General features: G+C 68.0%; 14 protein-coding genes. 7 read left to right on the forward strand and 7 right to left on the reverse strand.

All coding sequences use genetic code 11. The features are described 5' to 3' along the window. Nucleotides 1–12 precede the first annotated feature (12 nt). The 4 genes from prmC to WS45_RS27550 form a co-directional block, all read right to left on the reverse strand. Nucleotides 13–855 carry a peptide chain release factor N(5)-glutamine methyltransferase gene (gene prmC, locus WS45_RS27535; RefSeq protein ID WP_059702620.1) on the reverse strand — a complete coding sequence of 281 codons (843 nt, stop codon included), beginning with the start codon at nt 853–855 and terminating at the stop codon, nt 13–15. 7 nt (nt 856–862) lie between these two features. Continuing rightward, the gene (prfA, locus tag WS45_RS27540) at nt 863–1,945 is read right to left on the reverse strand and encodes a peptide chain release factor 1 (protein ID WP_059532743.1); all 1,083 of its coding nucleotides are present in this window, start codon (nt 1,943–1,945) and stop codon (nt 863–865) included. Nucleotides 1,946–2,026: 81 nt separating this feature from the next. Continuing rightward, nucleotides 2,027–3,325: a glutamyl-tRNA reductase gene (hemA, locus tag WS45_RS27545; RefSeq protein WP_059465273.1), complete on the reverse strand. Its 1,299-nt coding sequence runs from the start codon at nt 3,323–3,325 to the stop codon at nt 2,027–2,029. A 26-nt stretch (nt 3,326–3,351) separates the two neighbouring features. Further along, nucleotides 3,352–4,113: a response regulator transcription factor gene (locus WS45_RS27550; protein ID WP_059702621.1), complete on the reverse strand. Its 762-nt coding sequence runs from the start codon at nt 4,111–4,113 to the stop codon at nt 3,352–3,354. 170 nt (nt 4,114–4,283) lie between these two features. Here WS45_RS27550 and WS45_RS27555 point away from each other — a divergent pair, with 170 nt between their 5' ends. The 4 genes from WS45_RS27555 (at nt 4,284) to WS45_RS27570 (ending at nt 7,605) form a co-directional block, all read left to right on the forward strand. Further along, nucleotides 4,284–4,538 (forward strand): hypothetical protein, encoded by a 255-nt coding sequence (locus WS45_RS27555; protein WP_059449757.1) that lies wholly within the window; start codon nt 4,284–4,286, stop codon nt 4,536–4,538. Nucleotides 4,539–4,556: 18 nt separating this feature from the next. Then, nucleotides 4,557–6,371, forward strand: coding sequence for an aminopeptidase P family protein (locus tag WS45_RS27560; RefSeq protein ID WP_059702622.1), 1,815 nt, complete (start codon nt 4,557–4,559; stop codon nt 6,369–6,371). Nucleotides 6,372–6,433: 62 nt separating this feature from the next. Further along, the gene (locus tag WS45_RS27565; RefSeq protein WP_059532735.1) at nt 6,434–6,985 is read left to right on the forward strand and encodes a cysteine hydrolase family protein; all 552 of its coding nucleotides are present in this window, start codon (nt 6,434–6,436) and stop codon (nt 6,983–6,985) included. After that, the gene (locus WS45_RS27570; RefSeq protein ID WP_059702623.1) at nt 6,982–7,605 is read left to right on the forward strand and encodes an HAD family hydrolase; all 624 of its coding nucleotides are present in this window, start codon (nt 6,982–6,984) and stop codon (nt 7,603–7,605) included. Before WS45_RS27565 ends, WS45_RS27570 begins: the two co-directional genes overlap by 4 nt. Nucleotides 7,606–7,740: 135 nt before the next feature. Here the strand turns inward: WS45_RS27570 and ettA are convergent, their stop codons facing one another. From ettA to gcvA, 3 genes are all read right to left on the reverse strand, one after another. Beyond that, a complete protein-coding gene (gene ettA / locus WS45_RS27575) occupies nt 7,741–9,408 on the reverse strand; it encodes an energy-dependent translational throttle protein EttA (RefSeq protein ID WP_059532730.1) in 1,668 nt (555 codons plus the stop codon). 189 nt (nt 9,409–9,597) lie between these two features. Beyond that, complete coding sequence (locus tag WS45_RS27580; RefSeq protein ID WP_059532727.1) at nt 9,598–9,906, reverse strand: DUF3761 domain-containing protein; 309 nt, start codon at nt 9,904–9,906, stop codon at nt 9,598–9,600. Between the two features lie 89 nt (nt 9,907–9,995). After that, entirely contained in the window at nt 9,996–10,913 is a 918-nt protein-coding gene (gcvA, locus tag WS45_RS27585) for a transcriptional regulator GcvA (RefSeq protein WP_059702624.1), read from the reverse strand. Between the two features lie 193 nt (nt 10,914–11,106). Here gcvA and WS45_RS27590 point away from each other — a divergent pair, with 193 nt between their 5' ends. From WS45_RS27590 to gabP, 3 genes are all read left to right on the forward strand, one after another. Then, nucleotides 11,107–12,369, forward strand: a complete 1,263-nt coding sequence (locus WS45_RS27590; RefSeq protein ID WP_059702625.1) for an MFS transporter — start codon at nt 11,107–11,109, stop codon at nt 12,367–12,369. Nucleotides 12,370–12,473: 104 nt separating this feature from the next. Beyond that, nucleotides 12,474–12,818, forward strand: a complete 345-nt coding sequence (locus WS45_RS27595; RefSeq protein ID WP_059692325.1) for an MmcQ/YjbR family DNA-binding protein — start codon at nt 12,474–12,476, stop codon at nt 12,816–12,818. 469 nt (nt 12,819–13,287) lie between these two features. Continuing rightward, nucleotides 13,288–14,679: a GABA permease gene (gene gabP / locus WS45_RS27600; RefSeq protein WP_059702627.1), complete on the forward strand. Its 1,392-nt coding sequence runs from the start codon at nt 13,288–13,290 to the stop codon at nt 14,677–14,679. The last annotated feature ends 158 nt before the right edge of the window (nt 14,680–14,837 follow it).

Below are 14,837 nucleotides of genomic sequence, written 5' to 3' on the forward strand. Positions count from 1 at the left end.
GCGGGCCGGCCATCAGCCGGGCCGGCGGCCGCCCGTCGTGCGTTCGATCGCGGCCAGATCGGCGAGCGATTCGACCGCGATGAAGCCGCGTGACAGGAGCAATGCGCGCACGGCTTCGGCCTGGTCGTAGCCGTGCTCGATCCATAGCGTGCCGCCGGGCTTCAGATAGGCGCCGGCGCCTGCAACGATCGTGCGGATCGCGCTGAGACCGTCGGCATCGTCGGTGAGCGCGCCGCGCGGCTCGAACCGCAGGTCGCCCTGCGCGAGGTGTGGATCGTGCTGCGCGATGTACGGCGGGTTGCTGACGATCGTGTCGAACGCGAGCAGCGGATCGAGCGCGGCGTACCAGTCGCTCTGCAGCCAGTGCAGCGGGCCGCCGGGGCGTCGCGCGTCGAGCAGCTTGCTCGCGTTGCGTTGCGCGACTTCGAGCGCGGCCGGCGAACGGTCGAGCGCCCACACGCGCGCATCGGGCCGTTCGGCGGCGATCGACACGGCGATCGCGCCGCTGCCGGTGCCCAGATCGAGCACCGCCGGATGCGGCCGTCCGTCGATCGCGTCGAGCGCGGCTTCGACGAGCAGTTCGGTTTCCGGGCGCGGGATCAGCACATCGGGCGTCACGTCGAACGGACGGCCGAAGAATTCGCGCATCCCGACGAGCTGCGCGACCGGTTCGCCGGCCGCGCGGCGCGCTTCGAGCGCGTGGTAGCGCGCGATCGCGGCCGGCTCGAGCGGGGCGTCGCCGCGCGTGATCAACTGCGTGCGGGTCCAGCCGAGCGCGTATGCGAGCAGCACGCGCGCATCGACCGGGTCGAGCGGCGACGCGCGCAGCAGTTCGTCGGCGGTGGTGTCGGGCATCGCGGCCTCAGTCGGTGTCGCCGAGCGACGCGAGCAGTTCGGCCTGGTGTTCGGTGACGAGCGCGCCGATCAGTTCGTCGAGATCGCCGTCCATCAGCGCCTCGAGCCGGTACAGCGTCAGGTTGATCCGGTGGTCGGTCATCCGGCCCTGCGGGAAGTTGTACGTGCGGATCCGTTCCGAGCGGTCGCCGGAGCCGATCAGGCTCTTGCGCGTCGCCGCTTCCTTCGCGTGCTGCTCGTGATACTGCTTGTCCTTGATGCGCGCGGCGAGCACTTTCAGCGCGCGATCCTTGTTCTTGTGCTGGGAACGGTCGTCCTGGCACTCGACGACGATCCCGGTCGGGATGTGCGTGACGCGCACCGCCGAATCGGTCTTGTTGATGTGCTGGCCGCCCGCGCCCGACGCGCGGAACGTGTCGATCCGCAGGTCGGCCGGATTGATCTCGACCTCGCCGATCTCGTCGGCTTCCGGCATCACCGCGACCGTGCAGGCGGACGTGTGGATGCGCCCCTGCGTCTCGGTTGCCGGCACGCGTTGCACACGATGGCCGCCCGATTCGAACTTCAGGCGCGAGTACGCGCCCTGGCCCGCGATCCGCACGATCACTTCCTTGTAGCCGCCGAGGTCCGACGGGCTCTCCGACATCATCTCGACCTGCCAGCGCTGACGTTCCGCGAAGCGCAGGTACATGCGCAGCAGGTCACCCGCGAACAGCGCCGATTCGTCGCCGCCGGTGCCGGCGCGGATTTCGAGGAAGATGTTGCGGTCGTCGTTCGGGTCCTTGGGCAGCAGCATCTTCTGCAATTCGCCTTCGAGGCGAACCATGCGTTCGCGCGCGCTGCGAATTTCCTCTTCGGCAAAATCGCGCATCGACGCATCGGCGAGCAGTTCCTGCGCGGCCGTCTCGTCGCTGCGCGACTGGCGCCACAGCGCGTACTGCTCGACGACCGGGCCGAGTTCCGCGTGTTCGCGCGTCAGCTTGCGGTACTGGTCGAGGTCGGCCGTGACGTTTTCGCGGCTCAGCAGGTCGTTCAGTTCGGCCAGCCGGATAGACAGCTGGTCGAGCTTGCGTTGCATGCTCGTCTTCATGGTGTGGAGCGGCGCTCCCGGGCAAGGGTATTCGAAAAGGATAGGCCGGCTCGCGGCCGGCGGCAGGGCAACCGGCCGGCGCTAGTGGCCGGACTGGTCGTTCGAGCGCGGCGCGTGCTGGTAGAAGCCGCGCATCAGGTCGATCAGCGAATCGCGGTCGGCGCCGTTCACGCGGTTGAGCGCACTCGTCGGGCCGTGGATCAGCTTGTTGGTGAGCGCCTGCGACAGCGCTTCGAGGACTGCCGCCGGATCGTCGCCGCGCGCGAGCAGCTTTTGCGCCTTCTCGACTTCCGCGCGGCGCAGCGCGTCGGCCTGCGTATGCATGTGACGAATCACCGGCACGACGCTACGCGTGTCGAGCCACTGCATGAAGTTCTGCACACGCGTCTCGATGATCGTCTCGGCTTGCGCAACCGCGGCCTGGCGCGATGCGTTGCCTTCGCGCACGATCGCGCCGAGATCGTCGACGGTGTAGAGGAACACGTCCTTCAGCTTGCCGACTTCCGGCTCGATGTCGCGCGGTACCGCGAGGTCGACCATGAAGATCGGCCGATGGCGGCGTGCCTTCACCGCGCGTTCGACCGCGCCGAGGCCGATGATCGGCAGCGTCGACGCGGTGCACGACACGATGATGTCGAATTCGTGCATGCGGGCGGGCAAATCCGACAGCGGCATCGCGCGGCCGTTGAAGCGTTCGGCGAGCCGCTGGCCGCGTTCGGCCGTGCGGTTCGCGACGACGAGCTCGCGCGGGCTCTGCGCGGCGAAGTGCGTCGCGCACAGCTCGATCATCTCGCCGGCGCCGATGAACAGCACACGCTGATCCGAAACCTTTTCGAAGATGCGCTGCGCGAGGCGGACGGCGGCGGCGGCCATCGACACCGACTGCGCGCCGATCTCGGTCGTGCCGCGCACTTCCTTCGCGACGGCGAACGTGCGCTGGAACAGCTGGTTCAGGTAGGTGCCGAGCGCGCCGGCTTCCGTCGCGGTGCGCACCGCGTCCTTCATCTGGCCCAGAATCTGCGTTTCACCGAGCACCATCGAGTCGAGGCCCGACGCGACGCGGAATGCGTGCCGGACTGCTTCCGACTGCGGCAGCGCGTAGACGTGCGGCGCGAGCTCGTCGACCGGAATCCGGTGGTACTCGGACAGCCAGCGAATCGCCCCCTCGCGTGCGGCCCGATCATCGGTGGCGCAATAGAGTTCGGTGCGGTTGCAGGTGGAGAGGATCGCCGCTTCGGGCGCATTGGGCGCCTGGGGGCCGAGGAACACGTTCTTGAACGTGACGAGAGCCGGCTTGATTTGCTCGAGCGGAAACGCCACGCGTTCGCGCAGGGCGACAGGCGCAGTGTGGTGGTTGATTCCGATCGTGAGGAGTTGCATATCGAGGGCTATCGTTTAGCCGCATATTATAGCGTTTCGGTGATTTCCTCACTCGCGGCATACCGGGCATCAGCGTGGCGTGGCCTCGAATTTGGGGGCTCGATCGGCACGCGGTCGAGCTGATAGCCGTAGCCGTAGAGCGGCAGAAGCCGGTAGCCATGCTCCGGAAGCAGCTGCAGCTTGCTGCGCAGCCGGGACGCGTGCGTGTCGAGCGTGCGCGACTTCATGTCGCGGCGGCGGGCCCACACGGTTTCGAGGACATGGGCGCGCGACACGGGCCGGGACAGGTTCGCGAACAGCAGTTGCGCGAAGCGGAACTCCTTCGGCGTGAGCGCGACGACCACGTCGCCGAAGCGCACGAGGCCGTGGGTCGCATCGAAGGCGTATTCGCCATACATTTCGCGCGACCGATTCGGCGGCCGCCGGACGCCGGCGCGCCGGCTCAGCGCGTTCACCCGTGCGAGCAGTTCGGGCCCGCTCACCGGGCGCACGAGGCAGTCGTCGGCGCCCGCGTGCAGGCATGACACGACTTCGCTTTCGCGCGGCAGTTGCATCACGGCGATGGCCGGCAGGCCGGGCAGGATCGCTTGCGCACGCGGAATGACTTCCTCGGCCGGCTGATCGCCGGCCCAGTTGCCGGTGATCAGCATGTCGCAGGTATCGGTGGCGAGCCACTCGAAGAACGCGGCGCTGGACGGAAACGCGTGGCACACGTGACCGCCGGCGAAGAGCAGGCGGTTCAGGAGCGCAGCATGACGTGCCTCCGGATCGATCAGGGCGATTCGCATGAGGATTTCTTCAATACGGCTGCCGGTGCGCGCTTGCCATAACGTCGGGTCGGCCCCTACACTCGAATGTTCGCGGCGCCCGGCTGGTCTCGGGTTCATGGATGAATCGATGCTAGTCGCTGGCAACGTTCACGCCTATGGGACGAATCTGAATTTATAGAAGGCGTCGAATGAACTGGTTTGGAATCCTTGTCCTGGGAGCGGCCGTCGGGCTGTTCGGCCGGTGGCTGCATCCGATGCGGCGCACGGGCCGGCCGGCATGGTGGATCGCGGTGCTCGTCGGCATCGCAGGCGCCGCCGCCGCGCGCATGGCCGGCAATCTCTCTGGACTGTTTTACGATGGCGAAACGCTCGAATGGCCGGTCTGCACCGGTGTCGCGTTCCTCGCCGTAGCCGTGACGGTCGCGGTGTCTGCCCGTCGCTGAAAGCTCTCAGGTGAAATCATGAATGCCCGTCTCCCCGAAGTCTCGTCGGTGCCGGCTCGCCTCGCGCTGCTGCGCGGCGCGATGGTCCGCGAGGACCTGGCCGCCTATCTCGTGCCGTCCGCCGATCCTCACCTGTCCGAGTACCTGCCCGAACGCTGGCAGGCGCGCCGCTGGCTGTCCGGTTTCACGGGCTCGGTCGGCACGCTGGTCGTGACCGCGGATTTCGCGGGCTTGTGGGTCGACAGCCGTTACTGGGTGCAGGCCGAGGCGGAACTCGCCGGCACGGGCGTCCAGCTGATGAAGATGACGGGCGGGCAGCAAAGCGCGCCGCATGTCGACTGGCTCGCGCAGAACGTGCCGGCCGGTGCGACGGTCGGCGTCGACGGTGCCGTGCTCGGCGTCGCGGCGGCACGCGCGCTGACGGCCGCGCTGAGCGCGCGCGGCATCGCGCTGCGCACCGATCTCGACCTGCTCGACGCGATCTGGCCTGAGCGCCCGGGGCTGCCGGACGACGCGGTGTTCGAGCACGTGGCGCCGCAGGCCGACACGACGCGCGCAAGCAAGCTCGCCGAAGTGCGCCGCGCGATGCACGCGCAGGGCGCGCAATGGCATTTCGTGTCGACGCTCGACGATCTCGCGTGGCTGTTCAACCTGCGTGGCGCCGACGTCAACTTCAACCCCGTGTTCGTCGCGCACGCGATGATCGGCGCCGACCGCGCGACGCTGTTCGTCGCCGACGGCAAGGTGTCGCCGGCGCTGGCCGCGTCGCTCGCGCGGGACGGCGTCGAGGTCCGCGCGTATGACGCCGCGCGCGCGGCGCTCGCGGCGCTGCCCGACGGCGCGACGCTGCTGATCGACCCGCGCCGCGTGACGTTCGGCACGCTCGAGGCCGTGCCGGCCGGCGTGAAGCTGGTCGAGGCCGTGAACCCGTCGACGTTCGCGAAGTCGCGCAAGACGTCCGCCGAGATCGAGCACGTGCGCGTGACGATGGAGCACGACGGCGCCGCGCTCGCCGAATTCTTCGCGTGGTTCGAGCAGGCGGTGAACCGCGAGAAGATCACCGAGCTGACGATCGACGAGCAGCTCACGGCCGCGCGCGCGCGGCGCCCCGGCTACGTGTCGCCGAGCTTCGCGACGATCGCCGGCTTCAACGCGAACGGTGCGATGCCGCACTATCGCGCGACGCCCGAGTCGCACGCGACGATCGCCGGCGACGGCCTGCTGCTCGTCGATTCGGGCGGCCAGTACACGACCGGCACGACCGACATCACGCGCGTCGTGCCGGTCGGCACGGTCAGCGACCTGCAGCGCCGCGATTTCACGATCGTGCTGAAGTCGATGATGGCGCTGTCGCGTGCACGTTTCCCGCGCGGCATTCGCTCGCCGATGCTCGACGCGATCGCGCGCGCGCCGATGTGGGCGGCCGGGCTCGACTACGGCCACGGCACCGGCCACGGCGTCGGCTACTTCCTGAACGTGCACGAAGGCCCGCAGGTCATCTCGCACTACGCGCCGGCCGAGCCGTACACCGCGATGGAAGAGGGGATGATCACGTCGATCGAGCCGGGCGTGTACCGGCCCGGCAAATGGGGCATCCGGATCGAGAACCTGGTCGTGAACCGCGCGGGCGGGCAGACTGAGTTCGGCGACTTCCTCGCGTTCGAGACGCTGACGCTGTGTCCGATCGACACGCGCTGCGTGCTGGTCGAGATGCTGCATGAAGAAGAGCGCGCGTGGCTGAACACGTATCACGCGACCGTGCGCGAGCGCGTCGGCCGGCACGTGAGCGGCGACGCGAAGGCGTGGCTCGACGCGCGCACGCAGCCGATCTGACGCGACGCGCAACGAGCGACAACGGCCGCGCGACGGCCGGACCATGATCGAGAGGGCAACCGATGGCAGACACCGCAGTGATCGTGATCGACATGCAGCGCGGACTGGTGCAGCGGGCGCGGCCCGCGTACCGGCTCGACGATGTCGTGTCGGGCATCAACCGGCTGACGGCGGCGGCGCGCGCGGCGAACGCGCCCGTGTGCTTCGTGCAGCACGACGGCGACGCGGACGACGATATCGTGCCCGGCACGCCAGGCTGGGCGCTGCATGAGGAACTGATCGTCGGGCGTGCCGATTGGCGCATCCGCAAGCAGATGAGCGATTCGTTCCACGACACGCCGCTCGCCGCGCAGCTCGACGGCCACGGCATCCGCTCGGTGCTGATCTGCGGTTATGCGACCGAGTTCTGCGTCGATTCGGCCGCGCGCCGCGCGGCACTGCTCGGCTACCGGACGACCGTCGTGTCCGACCTGCACACGACGAACGAGCGCACGCACCTGTCGGCCGCGCAGATCGTCGCGCATCACCACTTCGTGTGGGAAAACAATACGCTGTCGGGCAATTCGGTGACGCCGCGTCCGCTTGCCGACGTGCTCGCCACGGAGTTCGCATGACGATCAAGGCGGTGGTGTTCGATTTCGGCGGCGTGCTGATCGACTGGAGCCCCGAGTATCTGTACCGGCAACTGATTCCGGACGAAGCCGAGCGCCACTGGTTCCTCACGCACGTGTGCGCGATGGACTGGGTGATCCGCCAGGACGGCGGGCAGACGATCGACGAAGGGACGAGCGAGCTCGTCGCGAAGTTTCCAGCGCACGAGGCGCTGATCCGCGCGTTCTACGCGCGCTGGCACGAGATGATCGGCGGCGTGCTCGACGAAGGCGCCGCGCTGGTCGACCGGCTCGATGCGCAGGGCATGCCGCTCTTCGGGCTGACCAACTGGTCCGCGCAGACGTTTCCGTATGCGTGGGACAACTTCCCGGTGCTGCGGCGCTTCAAGGACATCGTCGTGTCGGGCCGCGTGAAGCTCGTGAAACCCGATCCGGCGATCTACCGCGAAATGCATGCGCGGATCGATCCGTTCCTGCCGGGCATCGCGCCGCACGAACTCGTGTTCATCGACGACAACGCGAAGAACGCGGCGGCCGCGACGGCGCTCGGCTGGCACGGCATTCATCACACGAGCGCGGCCGCGACCGAGGCGCGTTTGCGCGAGCTGGGCGCGCTCGCGTAGTCTCCCGGCAGACGACGTCAGACAGATAAAAAAAGCGGGCCATGAGCCCGCTTTCTTGTTTTGCCGAGCCGGCAGCGGCCGCTTTCCGCATCCGGCTCCGCGTTGCCGCGCTGTCGGGTGCACGGGCCGCGCCGTTCAGCGGCTGATCGGCTTGTAGCGCAGACGCTTCGGCTTCGCGGCTTCCTCGCCGAGGCGCGCACGCTTGTCGGCTTCGTATTCCTGGTAGTTGCCGTCGAAGAACGTGACCTGCGAATCGCCTTCGAACGCGAGGATGTGCGTCGCGATCCGGTCGAGGAACCAGCGATCGTGCGAGATCACCATCACCGAGCCCGCGAATTCGAGCAGCGCGTCTTCCAGCGCGCGCAGCGTTTCGACGTCGAGGTCGTTCGACGGTTCGTCGAGCAGCAGCACGTTGCCGCCGGAGATCAGCGTCTTCGCGAGGTGCAGGCGGCCGCGTTCGCCGCCGGACAGGTTGCCGACGATCTTCTGCTGGTCGCCGCCCTTGAAGTTGAAGCGGCCGATGTATGCCCGCGACGGCGTTTCGTACTTGCCGACCGTCAGCACGTCGGCGCCGCCCGAGATTTCCTCGAACACCGTCTTCGAGCCGTCGAGCGCGTCGCGGCTCTGGTCGACGTACGCGAGCTTCACGGTCGGGCCCATCACGACTTCGCCCGAATCCGGTTGTTCCTTGCCGGTCAGCATCTTGAACAGCGTCGACTTGCCGGCGCCGTTCGGGCCGATGATGCCGACGATCGCGCCGGCCGGAATCTTGAAGTTCAGGTTGTCGATCAGCAGACGGTCGCCGAACGACTTGCTGACGTTCTTGAACTCGATCACTTCATTGCCGAGGCGGTCGCCGACCGGAATGAAGATTTCCTGCGTTTCGTTGCGCTTCTGGTATTCCTGGCTGTTCAGCTCCTCGAAGCGCGCGATACGCGCCTTCGACTTCGCCTGGCGGCCCTTCGGGTTCTGGCGCACCCACTCCAGCTCCTTCTTGATCGCCTTCTGGCGCGCCGATTCAGACGCTTCTTCCTGCTTCAGGCGCTCTTCCTTCTGGTCGAGCCAGCTGCTGTAGTTGCCCTTCCACGGAATGCCGTGGCCGCGATCGAGTTCGAGAATCCACTCGGCGGCGTTGTCGAGGAAGTAGCGATCGTGGGTGACGGCGACGACCGTGCCCGGGAAACGCACCAGGAACTGCTCGAGCCAGTCGACCGATTCGGCGTCGAGGTGGTTGGTCGGTTCGTCGAGCAGCAACATGTCGGGCTTCTCGAGCAGCAGCTTGCACAGCGCGACGCGGCGCTTTTCGCCGCCCGACAGGTGCTCGATCTTCGCGTCCCACGCCGGAAGGCGCAGCGCGTCGGCGGCCACTTCGAGCTGCTGCTCGGGGCTGCCGCCGTCGCTCGACGCGAGGATCGCTTCGTACTTCGCCTGCTCGGCCGCGAGTGCGTCGAAGTCGGCGTCCGGTTCCGCGTATGCGGCGTAGATTTCCTCGAGCTTCTTGTTCGCCTGAAACAGGTCGCCGAGGCCTTCCTCGACGGCTTCGCGCACGGTTTTCGTCGGGTCGAGCTGCGGTTCTTGCGGCAGGTAGCCGATGTTCAGGTTCGGCATCGGCGTCGCTTCGCCTTCGATTTCGTTGTCGACGCCCGCCATGATGCGGATCAGCGTCGACTTGCCCGAGCCGTTCAGGCCGAGCACGCCGATCTTCGCGCCGGGAAAGAACGACAGCGAGATGTCCTTCAGGATCTGGCGCTTGGGCGGCACGATCTTGCCGACCCGGTTCATCGTGAAAACGTATTGGGCCATTTGGGTGTGAAAGTCAGAAAGGGTTGAGACTGCCGCGCAGCGCGCGGGCGTGCGTGGCGTCGGGTGATTCGGTACGGAGCGTGCCGCGCGGGGCGCGGCGGTGTCGCCGCGGGTTGGCGGCGCGAGCGCGTATTGTACTTCGCCGCCGGCTGCCGCTGGCACCGTGCAGGCCATCCGGCCGACCCGCGTTCACAGCCACGCGGCGACGCCGCCGTGCCCCGAGCAGGTGCCGCGCCGATGGCGGCTGAAGCTGTACGTGCCGTCGCGGCAGCGCGCGCTCGCGCCCTCGGGCACGCGGCCCGATTTCGAGTGGGCCGGCGCATGGACGGTGTCGCCGTCGCGATTGCGGTACGTGTCGTGCCGGTCGAGGTCGGCCTCGTTGGCGTAGCCGGGCGACGCGCGATACGCATGCGCCGCGGGCGGCAGGGCGGCGCACGCGACGAACAGCGCGGCCGACAGGGTCGCGATGCGCGTCATGCGGCGAAGCAGGGCAGGCATGGTCGCTCTCCGGATGTCGTTGTCGGTTGCGGGCCGCATGTTAGCCGATCGGCCGAAGATCGTCGTCGCCGCCCTGCGGGGCAGCGACGCTACGCCGCGCCGGTCATCGACGCCGCTCCGTCGGCCAGTGCGGCTTCGAGTATCCATCGGCGGAACGCGGCGACTTTTGCGCGTTCCGCATGATGCGGCGGATAGACGAGGTAGTACGCGAAATCGTCGAGCCACGCGGCGTCGGCAAGCTGCACGAGCCGGCCGCTCGCGAGCTCGTTGCGCACCATCGCCGCCGGCAGCAGGCCGGCGCCCTGGCCGGCGAGAATCGCCTGCAGCAACAGGCCGGAATCGTCGAACGCGGGGCCGCGCGGCGGGCCGAAATCGGCGATTCGCTGCGCGTCGAACCAGATGTGCCAGCCCTTGCGCTCGGCGTCGTGCAGATGCGGCCATCCGGCCAGGTCGGCGGGTGTCGCCGGCATGCCCAGCCGCGCGACGAGTGCCGGTGCCGCGAGCGCGACGATCTCCACGGTCAGCAGCCGTTCGCTGCAGAGGCCGATGTAGCGGCCGAGACCGTGACGGATCGCGACGTCGACGCCGTCGCGCGCGAAATCGGCGAGCGCGTGGCTCGTGACGATCTGCAGGTCGACGCCCGGGCACGCGTCGCGGAACTGCGCGAGGCGCGGCACGAGCCACGCGGACGCAAAAAAGGGTGTGACGCTCACCGTCAGCACGCTGCTGTCGGCGGCACCCGACACGCGCTGCGACGCGTCGGCGATCTGCCGGAACGCGTTGCGCACGGGCGGCAAGTAGTCGCGGCCCGCTGCGGTCAGCAGGATGCCGCGATTCACGCGCTCGAACAGCTGTACGCCGAGGTGCGCCTCGAGCGTGCGGATCATCTGGCTCACCGCACCCGGCGTGACCGACAACTCCTCGGCCGCCGATTTCACCGACAGGTGGCGGGCGGCCGCCTCGAACGCACGCAACGCGTTGAGCGGTGGCAGGCGGGAACGGATCATTGAGTTTTTCTAAATCGAAAGACCGACGAAATATCGTTTGAGGCGACGAGCATGCACGAGTACCGTTGTTGCATTGGATCGTATCGTCGTGAGCGGGTTTTGCGCTGTCGATGCGATCAACATAGTTCAACTATATCCATGAGGCAATCCGGGCGCCGTGCGGCATCCGGCGGAACCTGAGAGGAGGATCGTCATGAGCGGCCTGCGCGCATCGCGCGTCTTCTACGGCTGGTATGTGGTGGCGGCGGCGTTCGCCGTCACGTTCGTCGGCTTCGGCAGTGCATACACGTTCAGCGCGTTCGTCGAATCGCTGCAGCGTGATTTCGCGGCATCGCGCGGGCAGATCTCGCTCGTGTTCTCGCTGGCCGGCTTCCTGTATTTCGGCTTCGGCATCGTCAGCGGCCCGCTTGCCGATCGCTTCGGCTCCCGGCGGCTCGCCGTCGCCGGCATGTTGCTGACGGCCGCCGGTCTCGCGGCGGCCGGTGCCGCGCATACGCTGCTGCAGGTCTATGTCGCGTACGGGCTCGGTGTCGGCCTCGGCGTCGGCTGCGCGTACGTGCCGGCCGTCGGCGCCGTGCAACGCTGGTTCGTGCGGCGGCGCGGCTTCGCGTCGGGGCTCGCGGTCGCGGGGATCGGCGTCGGCACGCTCGTGATGCCGCCGCTCGCATCCGCGCTGATCGCGCACGTCGGCTGGCGCGGCGCGTACGTCACCCTCGCGGCGATCGCGGTGGTGGTGGGCGCGGGCATGTCGCTGCTGATCGAGAACGATCCGCGTGGGCGCGGATTGCTGCCCGACGGCGATGCGGCGCGTGCGCAATCGGGCGACGGGCGGCCCGGTGCCGCTTCATCCGCGCCCGCCGGCGCGACCGTGCGCGAAGCCGTCACGTCGCGGCCGTTCGCGAGCCTGTATGCGGCATGCCTCGTCTGCTCGTTCGGCGTGTTCGTGCCGTTCGTGCATCTCGTGCCGTACGCGCTCGATCATGGCGTCACGCCGTCGACGGCCGTGCTGCTGCTCGGCGCGATCGGTGTCGGCAGCACGGCAGGGCGCTTCTTCCTCGGCGGCGTCGCCGACCGCTTCGGCCGCCGCGCGTCGCTGCTCGCGATGTTCGCAGGCATGGCGGCCGCGCTCGTTGCGTGGGCCGGTGCCGGGAGCGTCGCGACGCTGGCCGCGTTCGCACTCGTGTTCGGCGTGTTCTACGGCGGCTGGGTCGCCGTGCTGCCGGCCGTCGTGATGGACTACTTCGGCGGCCGCAACGTGAGCGCGATCATCGGCATGCTGTACACGAGCGTCGCGTTCGGTACGCTGATCGGGCCTGCCGCCGCCGGTTTCATCTACGACGCGGGCGGCGGCTATCTCGTGCCGATCCTCGCCAGCGCGGCCGCGAATGCGATTGCGTTCGCGATCGTTGCGGCCACCGGTCGCGCGCCGGTGGCGGCGCACGCGGCCGGCCGCTAGACGCGCGTCGCCGGGCGCGAGGCCGGACGCCGCTTGGCTAGGCGCCTGCCACGATTTCCGCTACGTTGTCCGGGACGTCGATCACCAACGGGCGGAGGCGCATCGTGACATTCGATGAAGTTCGGCGGATCGCGCTGGCATGGCGGGGCGTCGAGGAAGGCACGTCGTACGGCACGCCCGCACTCAGGGTGAAGGGCAAGATGCTCGCGCGCCTGCGCGAGGACGGCGACACGCTCGTCGTGAAGGGCGTCGGCCCCGACGAGCGCGCGTGGCTGATCGAATCGGAACCCGACGTGTATTACGTAACCGACCACTATGCGGGCTGGCCGATCGTGCTGGTGCGCCTGTCGGCCGCGCATCCCGACGCCGTGAAAAACCTGCTCCTGCGAGAATGGCACGCGATCGTGCCGGCCAAATGGCGGGATGCAGGGCCGGGCGGCGCGACCTGAGCATCCGGCGCAGCGCCTGCGCGGCGCGCAAGCCGTCGTTGACGGAATGCGTTCGTTGCAAAGTCGCGCGGGCGTGTCTCACCGCACATTTCCCCATCCGGCGCCGCGCAAGCGGACGCCGAACCGGACCAAGCGTTGCATCGGTTCGCGTCGATGCAACAAGTGGTCCCATCGAAATTCTTCAATTGGTTCTTAGTCAAGAACCGTTTGATGCTTACACTCCTTCGCTTCGAAGGCGGCTGACCGACAGCCGACGGAAAGGGCGCATGCGATGCGCCGGCGCCCCGTGTGCCGCATCGCACCCGCAGCTTCGCAGACGGCGTCGCGCACCGACCGGAACAGGCTCGATCCGGCTCCCTGCCCGCGTGCCGCGCATGCGCGGCGGGCTGCCGGATTCAACAACGACAAATCCCGCGCCGCCTTCACGCGACACCCGGTCATATCGGAACCGTTTTTTGGAGAGAGACACATGAGTGGAAGCAACACAGGCCTCGGCACGGGTCTGAAGCAGCGTCACGTGACGATGATGTCGATTGCCGGCGTCATCGGCGCCGGCTTGTTCGTCGGCTCCGGCCACGCGATCGCGGAAGCCGGCCCGGCTTCGATCCTCGCGTATGCGATCGCGGGCGTCCTGGTCGTGCTGGTGATGCGCATGCTCGGCGAGATGGCCGTCGCGCATCCGGACAGCGGTTCATTCTCGACCTATGCCGATCGCGCGATCGGTCACTGGGCCGGCTTCACCATCGGCTGGCTGTACTGGTGGTTCTGGGTGCTCGTGATCCCGATCGAGGCGACGGCCGCCGCGACCATTCTCAATGCGTGGTTCCCCGGCGTCGCGACCTGGATCTTCGCGCTCGGCATCACGTTGCTGCTGACGATCACCAACCTCTTTTCGGTCAAGAACTACGGCGAATTCGAATTCTGGTTCGCGCTGATCAAGGTCGTCGCGATCGTCGTGTTCCTGTGCATCGGCGGCGCGGCGATCGTCGGTATCGTGCCCGCGCCGGCCGTATCGGGCGTGTCGAACCTCTTCGCGCACCAGGGCTTCATGCCGAACGGCGCCGGCGCGGTGCTCGCGGCGATGCTGACGACGATGTTCTCGTTCCTCGGCACCGAGATCGTGACGATCGCGGCCGCCGAGTCGGACAACCCGCAACGCCAGATCGTGCGTGCGACGAACTCCGTCATCTGGCGTATCACGCTGTTCTATCTCGGCTCGATCCTCGTCGTCGCGGCCATCGTGCCGTGGAACGATCCGCTGCTGCCGAAGCACGGCTCGTATCAGCGCGCGATGGAGCTGATCGGCGTTCCGAACGCGAAGGCGATCATCGACGTGATCGTGCTCGTGTCGGTCGCGAGCTGCCTGAATTCCGCGCTGTACACCGCGTCGCGGATGCTGTTCTCGCTGTCCAAGCGCAAGGACGCGCCTGCGTTCCTGCACAGCACCGATTCGACCGGCACGCCGCGTGCGGCCGTGCTCGCATCGACCGCATTCGGTTTCCTGACCGTGATCGCGAACTACCTGATGCCGGAGCAGGTATTCGGCTTCCTGCTGGCGACGTCGGGCGCGATCGCGCTGCTCGTGTATCTCGTGATCGCGATCTCGCAGCTGCGGATGCGCAAGACGCTCGAATCGGGCGGCGCCGACCTGACGCTGCGGATGTGGCTGTTCCCGTGGCTCACGTGGGCGGTGATCCTGTTCATCTGCGGCACGCTGACCGTGATGTTCGTCAGCGAGGAACACCGGATGGAAGTCGGTGCGACGGCCGTGCTCGCGCTGCTCGTGCTGTTTGCTTCGTGGTTGAACAAGCGCGGTCGCGATGCGCGCGCAGGTTCGGGGCGGCGGGTGTCGGCGACGTGATGACGTGACGATCCGAAGGCGGGCAGGGTGCTCGTCTTTGGCCGACGGGCAAGTCCGTGGATGAAAAATGGGCCGATTGGCATTTGCCGATCGGCCCATTTGCTTTTCGTGCCGGATGCGCATCGCGCGATGCCGCGCGTATCGCACGGCATCGGCAT

Source organism: Burkholderia sp. RF2-non_BP3 (assembly GCF_001522185.1).
GTDB classification, from domain to species: Bacteria; Pseudomonadota; Gammaproteobacteria; order Burkholderiales; family Burkholderiaceae; genus Burkholderia; species Burkholderia diffusa.

Bases quoted from the DNA above. Each gene is read 5' to 3' on its own strand.
- prmC (WP_059702620.1), bottom strand. From the start codon at position 855: ATGCCCGACACCACCGCCGACGAACTGCTGCGCGCGTCGCCGCTCGAC.
- prfA (WP_059532743.1), bottom strand. From the start codon at position 1,945: ATGAAGACGAGCATGCAACGCAAGCTCGACCAGCTGTCTATCCGGCTG.
- hemA (WP_059465273.1), bottom strand. From the start codon at position 3,325: ATGCAACTCCTCACGATCGGAATCAACCACCACACTGCGCCTGTCGCC.
- WS45_RS27550 (WP_059702621.1), bottom strand. From the start codon at position 4,113: ATGCGAATCGCCCTGATCGATCCGGAGGCACGTCATGCTGCGCTCCTG.
- WS45_RS27555 (WP_059449757.1), top strand. From the start codon at position 4,284: ATGAACTGGTTTGGAATCCTTGTCCTGGGAGCGGCCGTCGGGCTGTTC.
- WS45_RS27560 (WP_059702622.1), top strand. From the start codon at position 4,557: ATGAATGCCCGTCTCCCCGAAGTCTCGTCGGTGCCGGCTCGCCTCGCG.
- WS45_RS27565 (WP_059532735.1), top strand. From the start codon at position 6,434: ATGGCAGACACCGCAGTGATCGTGATCGACATGCAGCGCGGACTGGTG.
- WS45_RS27570 (WP_059702623.1), top strand. From the start codon at position 6,982: ATGACGATCAAGGCGGTGGTGTTCGATTTCGGCGGCGTGCTGATCGAC.
- ettA (WP_059532730.1), bottom strand. From the start codon at position 9,408: ATGGCCCAATACGTTTTCACGATGAACCGGGTCGGCAAGATCGTGCCG.
- WS45_RS27580 (WP_059532727.1), bottom strand. From the start codon at position 9,906: ATGCCTGCCCTGCTTCGCCGCATGACGCGCATCGCGACCCTGTCGGCC.
- gcvA (WP_059702624.1), bottom strand. From the start codon at position 10,913: ATGATCCGTTCCCGCCTGCCACCGCTCAACGCGTTGCGTGCGTTCGAG.
- WS45_RS27590 (WP_059702625.1), top strand. From the start codon at position 11,107: ATGAGCGGCCTGCGCGCATCGCGCGTCTTCTACGGCTGGTATGTGGTG.
- gabP (WP_059702627.1), top strand. From the start codon at position 13,288: ATGAGTGGAAGCAACACAGGCCTCGGCACGGGTCTGAAGCAGCGTCAC.